Genomic DNA, 14,968 nt, shown 5'->3' with positions numbered 1-14,968 from the left:
GCATGCTCGTCCTGGGCATGGCCTTGCTCCTGCCCGCGGGTCCTGCGTGCGCGCAAGCGGTGCCTGCGAGCGCGGGCGATCGTACGGCGCGGGGCTATTGGTGGTACGAGACACCCAGATCCGATGCTGAAGCAGAAGCGCAGGACGAAACGGTCCACAGGCCGGTCATCCCGCCGATGGTGGAACTGGCCAAATGGTCACCGCCCCGGATCGCCAAGCTGATTACGGAGCAGCGCGATTACGCCGCCACTGTGTTGACGATCGAAGCGGTCGCCGACTTCTGGCGGCTGCAGGATTTCGCCCGGCGCAAGGCCCGCGCCTTTGCCGGCGTCACGCAGCTTGCCATGCTCACCCATCCCGAACTCAACGCCAAGGCCGCCAACCCGATGGTCGGCGAGGCCCGCGATGCGCTGGGCGCGCAGAAGGATCAGGTACGCCGCCAATATCTGCGTGCGCACGCCGGGGAATTCGCGCTCGTCATGTTTGCCCGCGAATCCTGCGGTTACTGCAAGGTGCAGTGGCCGATCGTCCAGCGCTTCCAGGATGACATGGGCTGGCAGGTGAGCCTGATGGACCTCGATCGCAGGCCGGACCTCAAGCAGCGCTTCGGGGTCGAGGTGACACCGACCACCATGGTCATCCGTCGGGGCAGTCCCCAGCGCATGGTGATTGCGGCGGGGGTCGAGACCTACCCAAATCTCGCCCAGATGGCCTATCAGGCCGTGCGATTGCTGAGCGGCGACATCCGGCCCGAGCAATGGCTGACCGGCGCGGGGGAGGAAGACGGCTTCTTCGATGCGCTGGCCAATGGCCCGGTCTCCTCGACCGATCCGCGCGTGATCGGCGGCGATCCCATCGATGCCAGGGAGCGCAGGCCATGAGGCGCCTGAGTTCCACGCTTGCCTGCGGCGTCTCGCTGCTGGCGCCACTGATGGTGCTGTCGGCGAGCGTGCTGGCACAGCCGGCAGACCGGGACGTCGCGCGGCAGGCCGCCATCCATCCGGTGTCGACGGCTGCGGACATGCGCCTTTGGCTATCGCGCGTGCCGGTGACGCGCGATTTTCCGCCCGACTTCGAGACCATGCTGCGCAGCCAGGCATCGCTCTATGTCATCGAGATGAGCACGGCGCCCGGCTGCCTGCCCTGCGGCGATCTCTGGACGAAGCTTCTCGCATTGCGTGGCCGCTATGGCTGGCAGGTCCGAACGTTGCGACAAGATGAGGCAGCGCTGCGATCGGGGCGTCTTGGTCTTCCCTGGGTCGGGCATCCGGTCGCATGGGTGCGGCCGCTGGCTGATCCGGATCGCACTGTGCCGATCGCGATCGGCACCGATCATGGCGCCAATATCGCGCGCAACGCCTGGCTTGCCGCCCGGATGCTGACCGGAGCGCGGGCCGCGGTGGGCGTGCGCGCCATGTCTAAATTTACCGGAATTGTCGGCGTGAGGGCGCCGGTCTCTTCCTATGACAAGGAACGCTGATCGTGCCGGGGCTGTGTCGTCAACTCTTGCCTTCAGGAAACCTGTCATGGCCCACCCTCTCCGCCGTCCGTTTCTCGCGCTCTGCCTGATTGCAGCTTCCTGCGGCCAGACCGTTCCGGCCCACGCCCAGGGTTGGGCCGAGAGCTGGTTCGACAATGTCACCTACACTTCGCCGGGCAGCTTCGAGGACCAGACAAGGGGCTATGTGACCGCGGGCGGCATGTCTGGCCGTGTCGACGTCCATGACGACTATCTCATGTCGCTGACGCTGCCCAAGGTTAAGGCCGGCTGCGGCGGTATCGATATGTTCCTGGGCGGCATGTCGTTCCTCGATCCCGATTATCTCGTCCAGAAGCTGGAGACCATCCTGCAAGCCGCGCCGGCCGTCGCCTTCCAGTATCTACTGGAAACGCTCGACGAGAAGATGGGGAATATAATTTCAAAGATGGAGGCGGCCACCAATTTCCTCAATTCCATTCAGGTGAATGACTGCCGCCTTGCCAATCGCATGGTCCAGATTGCGAAGGGTGACGATAATATGTCGGGCATCGTCGAGGAGATGACCGGCTACAAGTCGATCCGTGAAGGCTATGCCAATAGCTGGCAACAGAGCCGCGAGAGGATCCAGGCCAACAAGGGCAATCCGACCGAGGATCTGAAGGAAGCGCTCGCCAATTGCCCGGCCGAGGTGACGGATATCTTCAAGACCGGATCGCTGCTGGCGCACGCCGCGGCGCGGGTCGGCGCATCCGACTGGGCCGGCGTCATGCGCGCCCGGGTTGGCGACGTCTACATGCGCTGGGATGCGAACGACAAGGTTCCGCTCTTCTCGGCCATTCCCGCCTGCCCGCGCCAGGATACCGAGAGTGCCGACGATTTCCTGACCGGCCGCGTCCCGAGCCGTGCGCTCAATATCCCCGCGAGCGCCGCGGATTGTTCGGTGAACGGCGCCGGACGCGGCGCGCTGATCCTTGCGCGCGAGCGAATGGAGGCGATCTCCGTCAAAATCCGGACGCGCGCGGCGCTGACGACGGAAGAAAAACAGTTCGTCGCCAATGTGCGAACGCTGCCGGTCTATCGTCTGCTCGAATGGGGCGTGCGGCAGGGTTTGAGCGACAGTGTCATCGCCGACACCGATGAACTGGTGGCGCTCACCCTCGCCTATCAGATGCTGAACGACCTCACCCGCTCGATCGACTTCGCGCTGCAGAATGCCGAACGCGGCGTGACGACAGCGGGGGCTTCGGACGCTGAGAACACGAACATCTGCCAGACGCGTATCCTGACCAAGGGTATCGAGCAGTTGCGCGAGCTACGAGACGAGGTGCTGCGCCAGCGCGCGCAGATGCGCCAGTCCTACATGGCCGCCATGAACCAGGCGAACCTCTCGGCCAACTATGCCGGGGTGGTCCGCCAGCGCGACCGCGATGCCCGCGATGCGGCGGGCGCCAACGCCAATCGCAACCGGTGAGGCGGGCCATGCGACACATCATCCGCCTGTTCCTCGCTATCGTCGGGTGTTTGAGCGCGACGCCCGCGCTGGCGATCGACGCGAGCTATCACACATGGGACGGCTTCTCAGAGACCGTCGATGCGTTTCATCTGGTCGCGATGATGTTCGGAGATCCGCGCTACGAAACGTTGGTGGTGATCATCGCGGTTGCCGGGATTGGGTTCGGTGCAATTCTGGCGAGCATCAAGGGCTCCGCCATGGGCCTGGTCGCCTTCGGCTTCCAGATGCTGATTGGCATTGGCCTGTTCGCGGGAATGATCGCCACGACCGGCACGATCCACATCTACGACCGGGTGCGCAACGCCTATCAACCGGTCGGTGATGTGCCCAATCTCATTGTGCTGGTCGCGGGCGTCACCAATCTCATGGAACGGGCGCTTGCTGAGACGATCGACGACAATACCACTGATCCCAATGCCAAGCTGGAATTCGGCGCTGGCGGCCATGCGTTCGACCTGTTCCTGAACGCCGTCAGTCCCAGCAGCCCGATCGTGGACACCTTCCTTGATGCGACGGTGAAGGATTATATGCGGCAATGCTATCCTGTCGCCCGCGTCTCGCCGGCCTATGGGGTCGACGACGATCAGCTGTTCCGGACGTCGACCGATCTTCCCGCCTCCTTCGCGGCGATGGCGGGACCGGCAACCTTCTCGACCGTGTACACGGCAAGCGACAAGGCCGGCACGACGATGAGCTGCGAGGCGGCATGGGGCTATATCGCCGATCGCCTGTCGGACAGCACGTTATTCGACGCCTATAGTAACCAGGTCTGCGCCCGTACCGGCTTCGACGTGACCCAGGCGGGCCAACGCGATCGCTGTCGCCAGCAGATCGATGCGCTCGGCGACATGATGCTGGGACATTCCATGAGCCGGCAGAAGTTCCTGACCAACATCCTGCTCGGCCAGACCGTCGGCGACGTGCTGTTCGAGGACTCCCCGGCGGCGACCGCCCGCGTGATGGCGAACCGCGCCATCGAATCCAACGGGCTCGCCACCCTCTCGACCGCTAACGAATGGATGCCGACCATCCGTGCGTCGGTCTTCGCGATCATGCTGATGATGATGCCGATCGCGCTATTGTTCATCTTGACGCCGATCAACCTCAGGGTGGCCAGCTTCGCGCTGGGGCTGTTCGTGTTCGTTGCGCTGTGGGGTGTGATCGATGCGGGCATATACCAGCTGACCCTCGGCCGGGCGATGGACGTGCTGGCCGAGCTGCGCGCGACCAATGTCGCGGCCGATAGCTGGATCCTTGCGCCCTCGGCGGCGATGAAGGCGCTTGCCATCTTCGGGTCGTTCCGGACTGCCGCGGCAGGCCTTGCCGGCGCTTTCGTGTTCACCGTGTTTCGCTTCTCGGGCAATATGTTCACGGCCTTCACCTCGGGCATGCTCGGGGTTCAGGGCCAGGGGAGCATGGCGGCCGCGACGGTCGGAACCAGCGAGGGCTATGCCTCGGCGCTGGAGGCGCAGGCATCGGCCGGCGGCACCCTGTCGCGGCGCGCTGCATCCTCGGGCTTCGGGGATTTTGGCGAGCGCAGCAGCTTCGGTCTCGACCGGTCCTTTGCGGCTGCCGGATCGGTGCTGGGCGAGCATGGAGGGGGCGCTGCAGGCACGGCGGCCTTTGGTCTCGGCCGGGCGGATGCCGCGCGGGAACTCGGAGGGCTCTCTCCTGCCCTTGTCGGCCGGGATCTGAACGAACCGGCCACGGCGCGGGCCGTCCGCGCCAATGCCGCGACCGCGGCGATCCACAATTTTGCCCAGGGCGATGCCCTGCGCAAACTTGGCACCACCTATTTCGGGCAGGCCCAGGGCGGCGAGCCTGCCTTTGCGGCTTTCGCGCAGAATATGGTGCAATGGAAAGCCTTCGGTGACCAACGCGCCTATGAGATGATGCAGTCGGGCGCGCAGCGGCATTTCGAGCGCAGCGGCTATGATGCCAAGGACGCCGCGCTCAAGGCTTCGACCGTCATCGCCCAGGCGGGCGCCGATCCGACCTTCGCCAAGCTGACCGCCAACGCCTTCGAGCAGGAGCAGATGCTGCGCAACGACGTGACTGCGGCTGAGACCCAGGTGGGCGCGATGGAAGGCCGACGCGATTATGCGGGCGACAGGGTTGCCGCCGTCGAGCGTGGCAATGTCGCGACCGAGCAGGCGCATCGGACCGGCGGCAATCAGGGGCAGCGGCAGGCGGCCGCCATGCTCGGCCTTTCCGTGACCGAAACCAGCCGCCGCATCGGGTTCATCAATGCGCTCTCGGGCGAGGCGCGGTCGAGCGCGATCAGCCAGCTCTCCCGTTCGACCGGGCGCGACGAGGCGCAGGTCCTGCGCGCGCTGGAGAGCTACAATGCCGCTGTGCAGGTCGGCACGGCCGATGGCGCGACCGCGGAGGCGGCGCGCGAAGGCACTAGCGTCTATGGGCGCACGCGGGAGGCTGCAGGCTATGATTTTGCCGAGCGCTCGGGCAAGCTCGATGCGCAGCGCGAGATCGGGCCCGACGGGGTACGCAGCAATGCCCAGATTGGCGAGCAGCGGCGGCAGGCGGACAATGCTGGCTTTGCCGAAGGCGCGGCGGCCGCCGGTGTATCGGTGCGGGAAGTTGCACGCCTCGATTCCTTCATCCGCGCGCTCGCCGGTACGGCCGGCAACCAGGTCGACATGGCCGAGGGCGGCGCGGAAGGCATCGCCGATCGCGCGCGCAACGAGCGTCTGACCGGAATTGTCGACAGGGAGCGCCTTACCCGCACCCAGGCACTGCTGCGCGCGCATGGCGTCGAAATGTCGAAGCGCCAGATCGCCATGGACCAGAATGGCGACCTCAGTCTCAACCTAACACCGGAACTCGCGGCGCAGATGTGGCGGGGCGGCCTTATCAACGAGAGCCAGCTCGGCGCCATCGCCAATGGTGGGCATGCGCGCTTCAGTTTCGCGCACAACGACCTGCTTGTCTCCAGTAGCACCGGGTTCAGCCGGTCCGCGCGCAACGACACCAGCACGCGGTTTGAAGCGGGAAAGCAAGCGGGGCCCGATACCATCGAGCACTTCCTGGGCAGCGGTAAGGAAGGGCAGGCCGACATGGCCAACTGGCTGCGCGGCGGGTTCGAGATGGACCGGCGCGGCAACTGGCGGCTGAAACCGCAGGTGGCCGATACGCTGGAAAGGGACGTGACCGCGATCATCGCGCAAACCGGGTGGCAAAGATCGATTACGCGAAATGCAGAACACCAGACGCAGGATAGCCAGAGCATTTCCGGCGATCTTACTGCTTCCACCTCACGTGGAGTTGGGTCAACCGGCAAAGACGGTAAAGAAAAGGATGGTGCGAAAGCCAGTGCCGTTGGCTCTTTAACCGGAAAGTTGAGTGCAGACATTTCAGATCGAGGAATAGCGGGGGTTGCTGCGCAAGCATCGATCGACATTGTAAATTACGACGTCCGGGAGGCGATCGCCTTAGCCGAGAAAAAAGCCGCTCGTGCTGGTCGCCCCGAGGAGGCTTTTGCCGGTGATCTCAGCGAACGTGTGCTAGGCAATGATGGACTCCGGAACAGATATCTAAGGCAAGCTGACTCCGGTCGCGGCACAATTGATGTCACGGGCCCCGTCATATCGATGGAACAATCCTCAATTCTCAGTTCCGGTCGATTGGTTTTCGACCGGGATCAAGGGCTGACGGATGGAGATTCCAGCTTCAAGGAGCGTCGGGATCCATGAGATCAGTGCTTTATTGCTCCGATGTGCCGGAGATGTCGGAGCCCCGAGCGCGCGTCAGCCGGATCGGTATAAGGATCGCCAATTGGCCTCTGCGAGGGTGGACCTGGCGTAATCACCCACTCGCCGCAGGCGACTTTGGCCTTGAGAAAGCCATATCCCAGGACCGCAACCACCGTGACCGGATTAAACACGAAGATCAGCAGCACCATCGTGTTGGCGAGATAGATGTTCAGTCGATCATAGGGAATAGTGATCATCAGCTCCAGGCCGATCGAGTAGAGCAACGCCAAGGCCAGGTAGAGTTTGGCATACCAGGGGCACCAGAACCAGTTGGCGGCGCGCGGCGATGGCGGGAGCGCCTCGTCTGCCGGTTCGACGTGATCAACATCCTGCATGTGCAGAGCCTTTCCGAATTGAAGAATAGCACAGGTTCCCACAGCAGAGAAACCTGGCGCGGCGGGTGGAGGGAAAAGGCGAGGCCGAACGATCACCGCCCTCACCTTCTCCCTTCCGCTATCCCCCCTCCCCGCCGATGTTCTCCGGTCGTTTCTCGCGCGACACGGTATCTGCCGTCCGAAAAGCCGTCATGACGAAGCGCAAGCGGCTTGATCCCGAGCCCTGCCCCGCTCTGTCACCGCGAGCCGAAGCTGCTATCGTGCGTCTTGCGGAGCTTCTCGGCCGCCAGATCGCGCGGGAACTGCATGAAGAGCAGAACCGGCAGAGGGAACAGAAGGATGATCCGGCGAGACAGCCATAGCGGTCGTAAGCCGCCATCAGGAGGCGGAGTTAATCGGGTCTGCGGCAATTTCGTTGGAAAGATGCGGACCGGATTTGGCGGGCAGCGAAGCTGCGTTGAACGCTGGTTTCGCCCGCTTCAGCGACGAATGGCTGACGCCCGAAGCTATATTCGGTATGGGCGCGCTTCGCGCCTGGTCCTCGCAGCCAAGTGCCGTTGGGCATGGATGCATCCCGGCGCGGCATTTTGCCAGCGCGGATATAACACTGATATTTTGAGTAACTGAAGTGAAGGCAGTTCACGGCAACATCGATGGCCCTCTCGCGCTCGAGGAGGATATCGCGCTCTACGGCCGGATTTCCGGGGGCGCGACAGTTCGCAGCGGCAAACGCTTCATCCTCCACGGCACGATCGCCGGCGATCTGCGGGTGGAGAAAGATGCCCGCGCGGTTGTGCGCGGAACCGTCGCCGGGCGCATCTATAACGACGGCGGACGGGTGGAACTTTTCGGCATAGCCGACGCCATCGCGAGCAGTTCATGCGATGGCGTCACCATCATCGATCCTGCAGCGCACGTCCTGGGCGGCGGGAACCATCGTTCGGCCGCCCCTCGGCGATCCGGAGCGAGGCACTTGCCGCTATAACAGCGGCTCTTCTGCAAGCCTTCTCCGACTGCCCCATTCCTGTCGACGTTGGATTTGCGTGTGCGTGGCATGATCTGGCGGTGAAGCTGCACGTCTGGCCTACAGATCCTCTCTTGACGCGGCGGGGCGGATGAAGCGACCATGTGGAGAGGCCCTCGCTCCGGCGGCGTTTCCGCACGATGGGTGTCACCGGTCCGGACATGATTGGGGGTCCGGGATCAGCAGGGGTTGGGCTATATGGACGAGGTCGCCGGACGGGTTACCAGGATCGTGATCGAACATATGGGCGTCTACGCCGATCAGGTCACGCCCGAAGCAAGGTTCATCGAGGATCTTGGCGGCGACAGTCTTGACGTGGTGGAACTGGTGATGGCCCTCGAGGATGAGTTCGGCGTGTCGATTGACGACGCCGATATCGAGAACATACTCACGGTGCAGGATGCGATCACCTACATCGAGACGCCCCCGCAAAATCGTCGTTCCCCTGTATAAGTCGAAGGCATTTCAGATAAGCGCGTCGATGATGCGCTGCATGCGACCCGCGCTGCCGTCGAGGAAGGCATCCTTCCTGGTGGGGGCATTGCCCTTCTGCGCTCGCTCAAAGCGCTCGAGGGTATCAGGGTCGCGAACGACGACCAGCAGTCAGGCGTCGACATCGTGCGGCGAGCGCTGATGCCCGCCGAAAATCTCCTCCAGCCCGTGGAAGCCATTTCAATGCAAAGCAAGGTGCGCTGTTTACATCACAACTTTCAAGCGAGGAGGTGGCAGCGCCTGCACGCCTCCGGTAGAGATGCCGTCGGCACAGTATTCCATATGCTCGCTTCGTGCTCTTGCACTCGACGCCCGAAGCACGGGAATGGGGCAAACGACTTTTGTCGTTGAGGAAAAACCGCGCTTCATTCGTCTCGAACAGGATCATGGTCTCGGTCTGAGCGATATCGGAAGCTTGCCCTCAGGCAGGAGGCTTCGCAAATGATCGTGAACCACCTCGGCCGTGAACGGCTTGGCGATAAAGATAGCGCCGATGGGCAGTTCCCCGGGAGCCGGCCGGATACCGCCGCTGGCGACGACGATCCTTATTTCCTTCCAGCGCTCGGCCACATAGTGGGCAAGCGCAAATCCATCGGTTTCGCCGGGCATCTGAACGTCCGTGAACACCAACACGATCTCCTCGCCATGTTCCGCGATGATCGCCTTGGCCTCGTCCCCGTCGCGTGCTTCCAGGGCCTGAAAACCGGCATCGGTCAGCATGTCGCTCGCATGCATGAGGACGAGGACGTCATCGTCCACGACAAGGGCAAAGGGCGCGGTGCTGCTCTCCATTCTCCTTAAAGGTTTTCGGGGCGAAAATGTTCTCCACAAGCCGATGCACCCAGCTCAAAATCTGTAGGTCCCTGAATTCAGCTAGCAGTCCCATGCATTTGCCGTGTTGAGTTGGCAGCCCTGCCGGACTAGGTTCATCAGGCTACTCCCTGGTTCCGGTCTGGGGAGCATCCCTTTTACGACACAAGAGCGGATCAATGATCGGCAGGAAACCTAGTGTATGACGGGGCTTCCCCTAGACGCCGAACGACGGGCGTCGAACCCGCAAAAGACGGTTCGCAACGGATTGCACGAGGCAGGCGCGTGGCTCGCCGCGATCGTGCAGAATAGCGAGGATGCTATATTGTCCAAGACGTTGGACGGCATCATCCTGAGCTGGAATGCCGGGGCCGAGCGGCTTTTCGGTTACCGAGCAGACGAAGCTATCGGAAAGTCGGTAACACTCATCATACCGGAAGACCGGCTTGACGAGGAAGAAGCGATCCTGAGCCGCCTGCGCTCCGGCGAGCGGGTGGAATATTTCGAAACGGTTCGCAGGCGCAAGGATGGAACCCTCGTGGACGTCTCCTTGACTATCTCGCCGGTAAAGGATGATGAGGGTAATATCCTTGGCGCCGCGAAGATCGTCCGCGATATCTCATCGGCCAGAGAGGCCGCCGTGCGCCAGGATCTCATCATCCGCGAGATGAACCATCGTATCAAAAATCTGTTTACCCTCGCGAACAGTCTGGTCGCTCTCAGCGCCAGATCTGCATCGAGCGTGTCGGAGTTGGCTCAAGATTTGACGGCACGTCTACAAGCCCTCTCGCGCGCACATGCCCTGACGCTGCCCGATCTTTATCAGGAGGTCGTCGAAGACGCGGGAACGAGCCTCGACACTCTTTTCCGGACAGTGCTGGCGCCCTATGATCAGGAGGAAGGGTCACGCATCGAGGTGGGAGGCGATTTTGTGCCGGTTGGCCAGATTTCTTTGCCCGCCCTTTCGCTTCTCCTTCATGAACTGGCGACTAACGCCGCAAAATATGGCGCCTTGGCCTCGTCCGATGGGGCGTTGAATGTCAGCATCAAAGTGGACGGGCCGGCTACTGAAATCCGATGGCATGAGGCCGGCGCGCCGATGCGGGCAGATACGACCTTGCCGGAGGGCTTTGGCAGCCGGCTCGAACAAGCGAGCCTGCGCGGGTTGAAAGGTGAGCTCGCCCGCACGTGGACCGATTGCGGTGTCGAAATCGTCATGCGCTTTCCGCTCGGCCAGATAGCCCGCTGATACTGCACGCTGCGGCACCATGGACGCTCAATGGCTACCTATTCTGCGGCAGCGCCATTATCACCGGACCCTGCGCCAGACCCGGACGCCTAAAACGGTATCGGCATTTCATTGTCCGGTTCAGGGTCCTGCAAACCCTAATAGGTGGACGACGGATCACTGGCGGGGAAGCTTTCGTCGCTGGCTTCGTCAACTTTATTCCAAGACGATGGGGGAGCGGACATGTTTTCCGGGCCCGCGTCGCGAATGTCGCGACAAGCGGGACCTCCCGCGAACTCGCGATCGCCCTTCGCGGCATATTTGAAAATCGCATAACCAAGCCCGCCCATGGCTAGCAATTTCAGCCAGCCCATATTCATTCTCCTATTGCTTTGGAGCAAAACGCATTGCGGGCCGTTCCGTTTCGCGGGAGAGGCATGCTCGTAGATGGAGGATTGATTGAGGCCGCAATCGCCCGGACATCTGTGCTTCAGGCTCCCTCCTTGAACTGAAACGCGCAGGAGCACCTATGGACTTGGCCGGTTGCGACGAATAAATCCGACATTTCAACCGGTATGACCATCTCGCCCGTGAAGGTGACCGACGAGAGAAGGTCTTACGGCTGGAAGAAGGATGGGCTGCACGCTATCGTCTGGTTGCTGGCGGGGCACGGCAGATCACATCGCTTTTCTTGCCAGGCGATTTGTGTGAGCCACAATGGATGCTGACCGGAGCGTCGCAACTTCCAGTGATTGCGCTGACACCAATCCGGGCGGTAGAAATTCCGCTAAAGACAATTCACGTGCCGCCGGGCGATGGTGTCCGGCGCCTCCTCGTCGATATGGTCGAAATGCTTGACCGTCAGATTGAACTGATCGTCAGTCTTGGACGAAAATCGGCCAAGGATCGCATCAGAGACTTTCTTTTCGAGCTTTATTTCCGGCTCTCGCGGGCCGGCTATGCAAGTGACAGTCTTTGCCCGATCCCCATAACGCAGCAGGATATCGGGGATCTGCTGGGTCTATCTGCGGTGCACGTGAACCGCGTGCTGGGCCAGCTTCGACAAGATGGCGCCATTTATAGTAACCGTCCGATTGGTACCGCCTGCCGGATGGCGCGATAATCTCTTAGGAGACGGTCATAGCGACGTCGCTAACGACGTCTCTTGATCGGGGATTGCGATGAGGGCGGAGATACTGGGTCAGGAACGACGGCGCCGGTGGACGGACCAGCAGAGGCTTGAGATCATCGGATCTGTCGGCGTGAATGGCGCGACGCTGGCAGAGGTAGCCCGGCGCCACGATGTAACCCGACAGCAGATTTACACGTGGCGCCATGATTTGAAGAAGCGCGGGTTCTTGCTGGCCTCACCGGAGCCAGCCTTTCTGCCTGTGGAGATTCCTGCCGTTCGGAGCCCTGGCGTTGCCCACAGCGCTAGCCCAGGCGGGACGTGCATGGTTGAGCTGCGTCTGACGCAAGGGCGGACTTTGCGCTTTGGAAGCGACATCGAGGCCATCGCTCTGACCCGGCTTATCCGCTGCGTGGAGGCGGCGTGATCGGGCCGGGAACTGGCGTGCGGGTTTATCTGGCCTGCGGCGTCACTGATATGCGCAAAGGCATCTCTGGCCTTGGTCAGCTGGCCCAGACGGTGCTGCGACAGAAACCGACAAGCGGCGCGGTGTTCGCTTTTCGAGGACGTCGCGGGGACAGGGTGAAGCTGCTGTACTGGGATGGGCAGGGATTTTGCCTGTACTACAAGGTTTTGCAGCGTGGCCGTTTTCCTTGGCCCTCTGCTGCGGACGGGACTGCGCGGCTGACCTCAGCCCAGCTCGCAATGCTGTGGGAAGGCATCGACTGGAGACGCCCAAATTGGGGCGCGCCGCCTGCCCATGTGGGCTGATTTTTGTTCCTGAATCTACTTGTTTTCATGGATATTCCTGCCCCTGGCTGGTAAGCAGGATCATGCTGAGCGCGGCGCAAAATCTTCCCGAAGACCCGGCTTTGCTGAAGGCGATAATCGCCGACTTGCAGGCGGAAAACGCGAAGCTGGCGGCAACGGTCCGTGCACATGATCTGGTGGTTCAGGCACTGCGTCTGCGCATTGCAAAACTGAAGAAACAAGCCTTCGGCAAATCCTCGGAAAAGATCGAACGCGAGATCGAGCAGCTGGAACTGGCGCTAGAGGACATTCTGGTCGCTGCGGCACAAACCGTCGCTTTGCCGAGTGATGTCGAAGAGGATGAAGCCACTGCGCATGTAGACAGCGCACGGGCCATGGCCCGGCGTCCGCGCGTTGCGTCCGACACGCCGCGCGAGCGAAAAGAACTCGACCCGGGCAGCGCTTGTCCCGATTGCGGGGGCGAGTTACGCCTCGTCGGCGAGGACGTGAGCGAAATCCTCGAGATGATCACAGCCAGGCTGAAGGTGATCGAGGTAGCGCGGCCGAAAAAGTCCTGCCGCAGCTGTGAGAAAATGGTGCAGGTGCCGGCTCCGAGCCGCCCGATCCCCGGCAGCATGGCCGGAAGCAGCCTGCTGGCCTACGTGCTCGTCTCAAAATTCGACGATCACTTGCCGCTGTACCGGCAGAACGAAATCCTTGCCCGCATGGGCGCTGACATTCCCCGCAGCACGCTGGCTGACTGGTGCGGCAAGGCGATGCGAAGCCTCCAGCCCCTGATCGAGCGTATTGAGGCTTCGGTTCTGGCCAGCACCGTCATCCACGCCGATGATACACCGATCCAGGTGCTGGACCACACAAGGCGAGCCAAGGGGCTCGGCAAGGGCGTAAAGCAAGGCAGGATCTGGGGTTATGTCTGCGATCAGCGCCCGTGGAACGGGCCGGCACCGCCGGGTGTGGTCTATCGCTTTGCCCCCAACTGGAAGGCGGAGCACGTGCAAAACCACCTTTGCAATGCGAGCGGCATTCTCCAGGCCGACGCCTACAAGGGATATGCGAAGCTCTATGAGCCCGGCGCGGACGGCGAACCGCGCTTCCGGGAAGCTGCCTGCTTCGCCCATTGGCGGCGTGACTTCCACGACATCTGGAAAGCGAACAAATCCCCGATAGCGCGAGAAGCCCTCGATCGCATCGGCCAGTTGTATGACATTGAACGCGAAATCGCCGGGAAGCCTGCCGATGTTCGGCGTGCCGTCCGCCAGGAGCATAGCAAACCCAAACTCGAGGCGTTGCGCGCCTGGGCCGAGCAGCAACTCACCCGCATCCCCGTCAAGGGCGACTTGGCCAGCGCTATTCGTTACGGCTTGGGTCGCTGGCAAGCCTTCTCATTGTTCACCGAGGATGGGCGCGTCGCCATCGATAACAATGCCGCTGAGCGAGCCGTGAGACCTATTGGTCTAGGAAGACGCAACTGGCTCTTCGCCGGCTCCGAAGCAGGCGCTGAAACCCTGGCGCGGGCCATGACGCTTATTGAAAGTGCCAAGATGAGCGGACTCGATCCGCAGGCTTATCTCGCCGACGTGCTCGGCCGTATCCATGATCATAAGATCAACCGGATCGAGGAATTGCTGCCTTGGAACTGGGTGCCCTTGGTGCCGTTGGCAGAGGTAGCCTGATGGCCACGATCACCCATGTGCACACACTGGCCTATGCTGCCGAAATGCTCGGCGAGGACGTGGAGCTATTGCAAGCTATCGTCTGGAACGACGACAATCTGACATACGGCAGCATCATCACCGTTTACACTGGCCCGGATGAGACCATTACGGCGCTCACCGACGACGGCGTCGACGAATTGTCAGATATGCTTCGAGAAGCACGCCGCACCACCCAGACCTGGCACGGCTTCCTCGACGACGACTTCGTTGACGATCCAGAACTCGCCACTCGCTTCAAGGCCCAACCACTGCGGTAACAATCGGACGGTTACCATTTATATTTCCGGAAGAACGTTGATTATATCGAAAACCCTGCGATCCAACGCGGCTGATCTCGGACAGGGCGATAATCTTGGGGTGCACCGCCGGGTGCCGAGGCAAGGTTGGGGCGGCGAGATAGGGAGGGCAAGTAAAGCCGATCCGGCACGGCACGGTTGACCGCCATTGAGTAGATTTCAGGGTCTTCACGGTTTCCTGACGCAGCAGCAGGCGCACGCTTGCGAGTAAGCGTACGGACTCCGGCGTGTTGCGGCATTGAGGCCGGGCGCGGATGGAACTCCGCTAAGGAGTCTCTTTCTGGACTCCAGAAGGAGGCCAAGTGAAGGATCGGGTGAAAATCATCGCGCGCACCGAACGGCGCAGGAAGTTTTTCAGATGTCGAGAAGGCGGCGATCTTCGCCGAGGCGGATGCAGACGGCGTA

General features: G+C 62.0%; 16 protein-coding genes and 1 pseudogene. 14 read left to right on the top strand and 3 right to left on the bottom strand.

Annotation, left to right across the window (positions count from 1 at the left end; all coding sequences use genetic code 11):
* Positions 1-2: 2 nt before the first annotated feature.
* Genes V474_RS07115 through V474_RS07100 form a run of 4 tightly spaced genes read left to right on the top strand, consistent with a single transcriptional unit; the run spans position 3 to position 6,703 of the window.
* Positions 3-881, top strand: coding sequence for a conjugal transfer protein TraF (locus V474_RS07115; RefSeq protein ID WP_407938325.1), 879 nt, complete (start codon positions 3-5; stop codon positions 879-881).
* Entirely contained in the window at positions 878-1,480 is a 603-nt protein-coding gene (locus V474_RS07110) for a hypothetical protein (protein ID WP_082699646.1), read from the top strand. Before V474_RS07115 ends, V474_RS07110 begins: the two co-directional genes overlap by 4 nt.
* Before the next feature lie 46 nt (positions 1,481-1,526).
* Entirely contained in the window at positions 1,527-2,951 is a 1,425-nt protein-coding gene (locus tag V474_RS07105) for a conjugal transfer protein TraH (RefSeq protein WP_059150860.1), read from the top strand.
* 8 nt (positions 2,952-2,959) lie between these two features.
* A complete protein-coding gene (locus tag V474_RS07100) occupies positions 2,960-6,703 on the top strand; it encodes a conjugal transfer protein TraG N-terminal domain-containing protein (protein WP_059150859.1) in 3,744 nt (1,247 codons plus the stop codon).
* A 2-nt stretch (positions 6,704-6,705) separates the two neighbouring features.
* Here V474_RS07100 and V474_RS07095 read toward each other — a convergent pair whose 3' ends face one another.
* Positions 6,706-7,098 carry a hypothetical protein gene (locus tag V474_RS07095; protein ID WP_059150858.1) on the bottom strand — a complete coding sequence of 131 codons (393 nt, stop codon included), beginning with the start codon at positions 7,096-7,098 and terminating at the stop codon, positions 6,706-6,708.
* Between the two features lie 191 nt (positions 7,099-7,289).
* Here V474_RS07095 and V474_RS26130 point away from each other — a divergent pair, with 191 nt between their 5' ends.
* The 4 genes and pseudogenes from V474_RS26130 to groEL all read left to right on the top strand — a co-directional run.
* Positions 7,290-7,460 carry a hypothetical protein gene (locus V474_RS26130; protein WP_169795025.1) on the top strand — a complete coding sequence of 57 codons (171 nt, stop codon included), beginning with the start codon at positions 7,290-7,292 and terminating at the stop codon, positions 7,458-7,460.
* A 266-nt stretch (positions 7,461-7,726) separates the two neighbouring features.
* Complete coding sequence (locus V474_RS07085; RefSeq protein WP_059150856.1) at positions 7,727-8,083, top strand: hypothetical protein; 357 nt, start codon at positions 7,727-7,729, stop codon at positions 8,081-8,083.
* A 237-nt stretch (positions 8,084-8,320) separates the two neighbouring features.
* Positions 8,321-8,575, top strand: a complete 255-nt coding sequence (locus tag V474_RS07080) for an acyl carrier protein (RefSeq protein WP_059150855.1) — start codon at positions 8,321-8,323, stop codon at positions 8,573-8,575.
* Positions 8,576-8,596: 21 nt separating this feature from the next.
* Positions 8,597-8,779: pseudogene (groEL, locus tag V474_RS26950) on the top strand (chaperonin GroEL); the annotation flags it as partial.
* Positions 8,780-8,998: 219 nt separating this feature from the next.
* Here the strand turns inward: groEL and V474_RS07075 are convergent.
* Complete coding sequence (locus V474_RS07075; protein ID WP_059150854.1) at positions 8,999-9,406, bottom strand: response regulator; 408 nt, start codon at positions 9,404-9,406, stop codon at positions 8,999-9,001.
* 220 nt (positions 9,407-9,626) lie between these two features.
* Here V474_RS07075 and V474_RS07070 point away from each other — a divergent pair, with 220 nt between their 5' ends.
* Positions 9,627-10,673, top strand: coding sequence for a PAS domain S-box protein (locus V474_RS07070; protein WP_059150853.1), 1,047 nt, complete (start codon positions 9,627-9,629; stop codon positions 10,671-10,673).
* 137 nt (positions 10,674-10,810) lie between these two features.
* Here V474_RS07070 and V474_RS07065 read toward each other — a convergent pair whose 3' ends face one another.
* Positions 10,811-11,026, bottom strand: coding sequence for a hypothetical protein (locus V474_RS07065; RefSeq protein ID WP_059150852.1), 216 nt, complete (start codon positions 11,024-11,026; stop codon positions 10,811-10,813).
* 182 nt (positions 11,027-11,208) lie between these two features.
* On the opposite strand from V474_RS07065, the gene V474_RS07060 reads away from it, so the two are divergent.
* From V474_RS07060 to V474_RS07045, 5 genes are all read left to right on the top strand, one after another.
* On the top strand, positions 11,209-11,775 hold the full coding sequence (locus V474_RS07060; protein WP_236711131.1) for a Crp/Fnr family transcriptional regulator: 567 nt from the start codon (positions 11,209-11,211) through the stop codon (positions 11,773-11,775).
* A gap of 58 nt (positions 11,776-11,833) precedes the next feature.
* Positions 11,834-12,208, top strand: coding sequence for an IS66-like element accessory protein TnpA (tnpA, locus tag V474_RS26945; RefSeq protein ID WP_059149888.1), 375 nt, complete (start codon positions 11,834-11,836; stop codon positions 12,206-12,208).
* Positions 12,205-12,552, top strand: a complete 348-nt coding sequence (tnpB, locus tag V474_RS24835) for an IS66 family insertion sequence element accessory protein TnpB (protein WP_255535862.1) — start codon at positions 12,205-12,207, stop codon at positions 12,550-12,552. Before tnpA ends, tnpB begins: the two co-directional genes overlap by 4 nt.
* A 62-nt stretch (positions 12,553-12,614) precedes the next feature.
* Complete coding sequence (gene tnpC, locus V474_RS07050; RefSeq protein WP_059149889.1) at positions 12,615-14,225, top strand: IS66 family transposase; 1,611 nt, start codon at positions 12,615-12,617, stop codon at positions 14,223-14,225.
* A complete protein-coding gene (locus V474_RS07045) occupies positions 14,225-14,524 on the top strand; it encodes a hypothetical protein (RefSeq protein ID WP_059149890.1) in 300 nt (99 codons plus the stop codon). Before tnpC ends, V474_RS07045 begins: the two co-directional genes overlap by 1 nt.
* Positions 14,525-14,968: the final 444 nt, after the last annotated feature.

The sequence above is a fragment of the Novosphingobium barchaimii LL02 genome (genome assembly GCF_001046635.1).
GTDB classification, from domain to species: domain Bacteria; phylum Pseudomonadota; class Alphaproteobacteria; order Sphingomonadales; family Sphingomonadaceae; genus Novosphingobium; species Novosphingobium barchaimii.
This window is presented reverse-complemented; position numbering and strand designations above follow the sequence as displayed.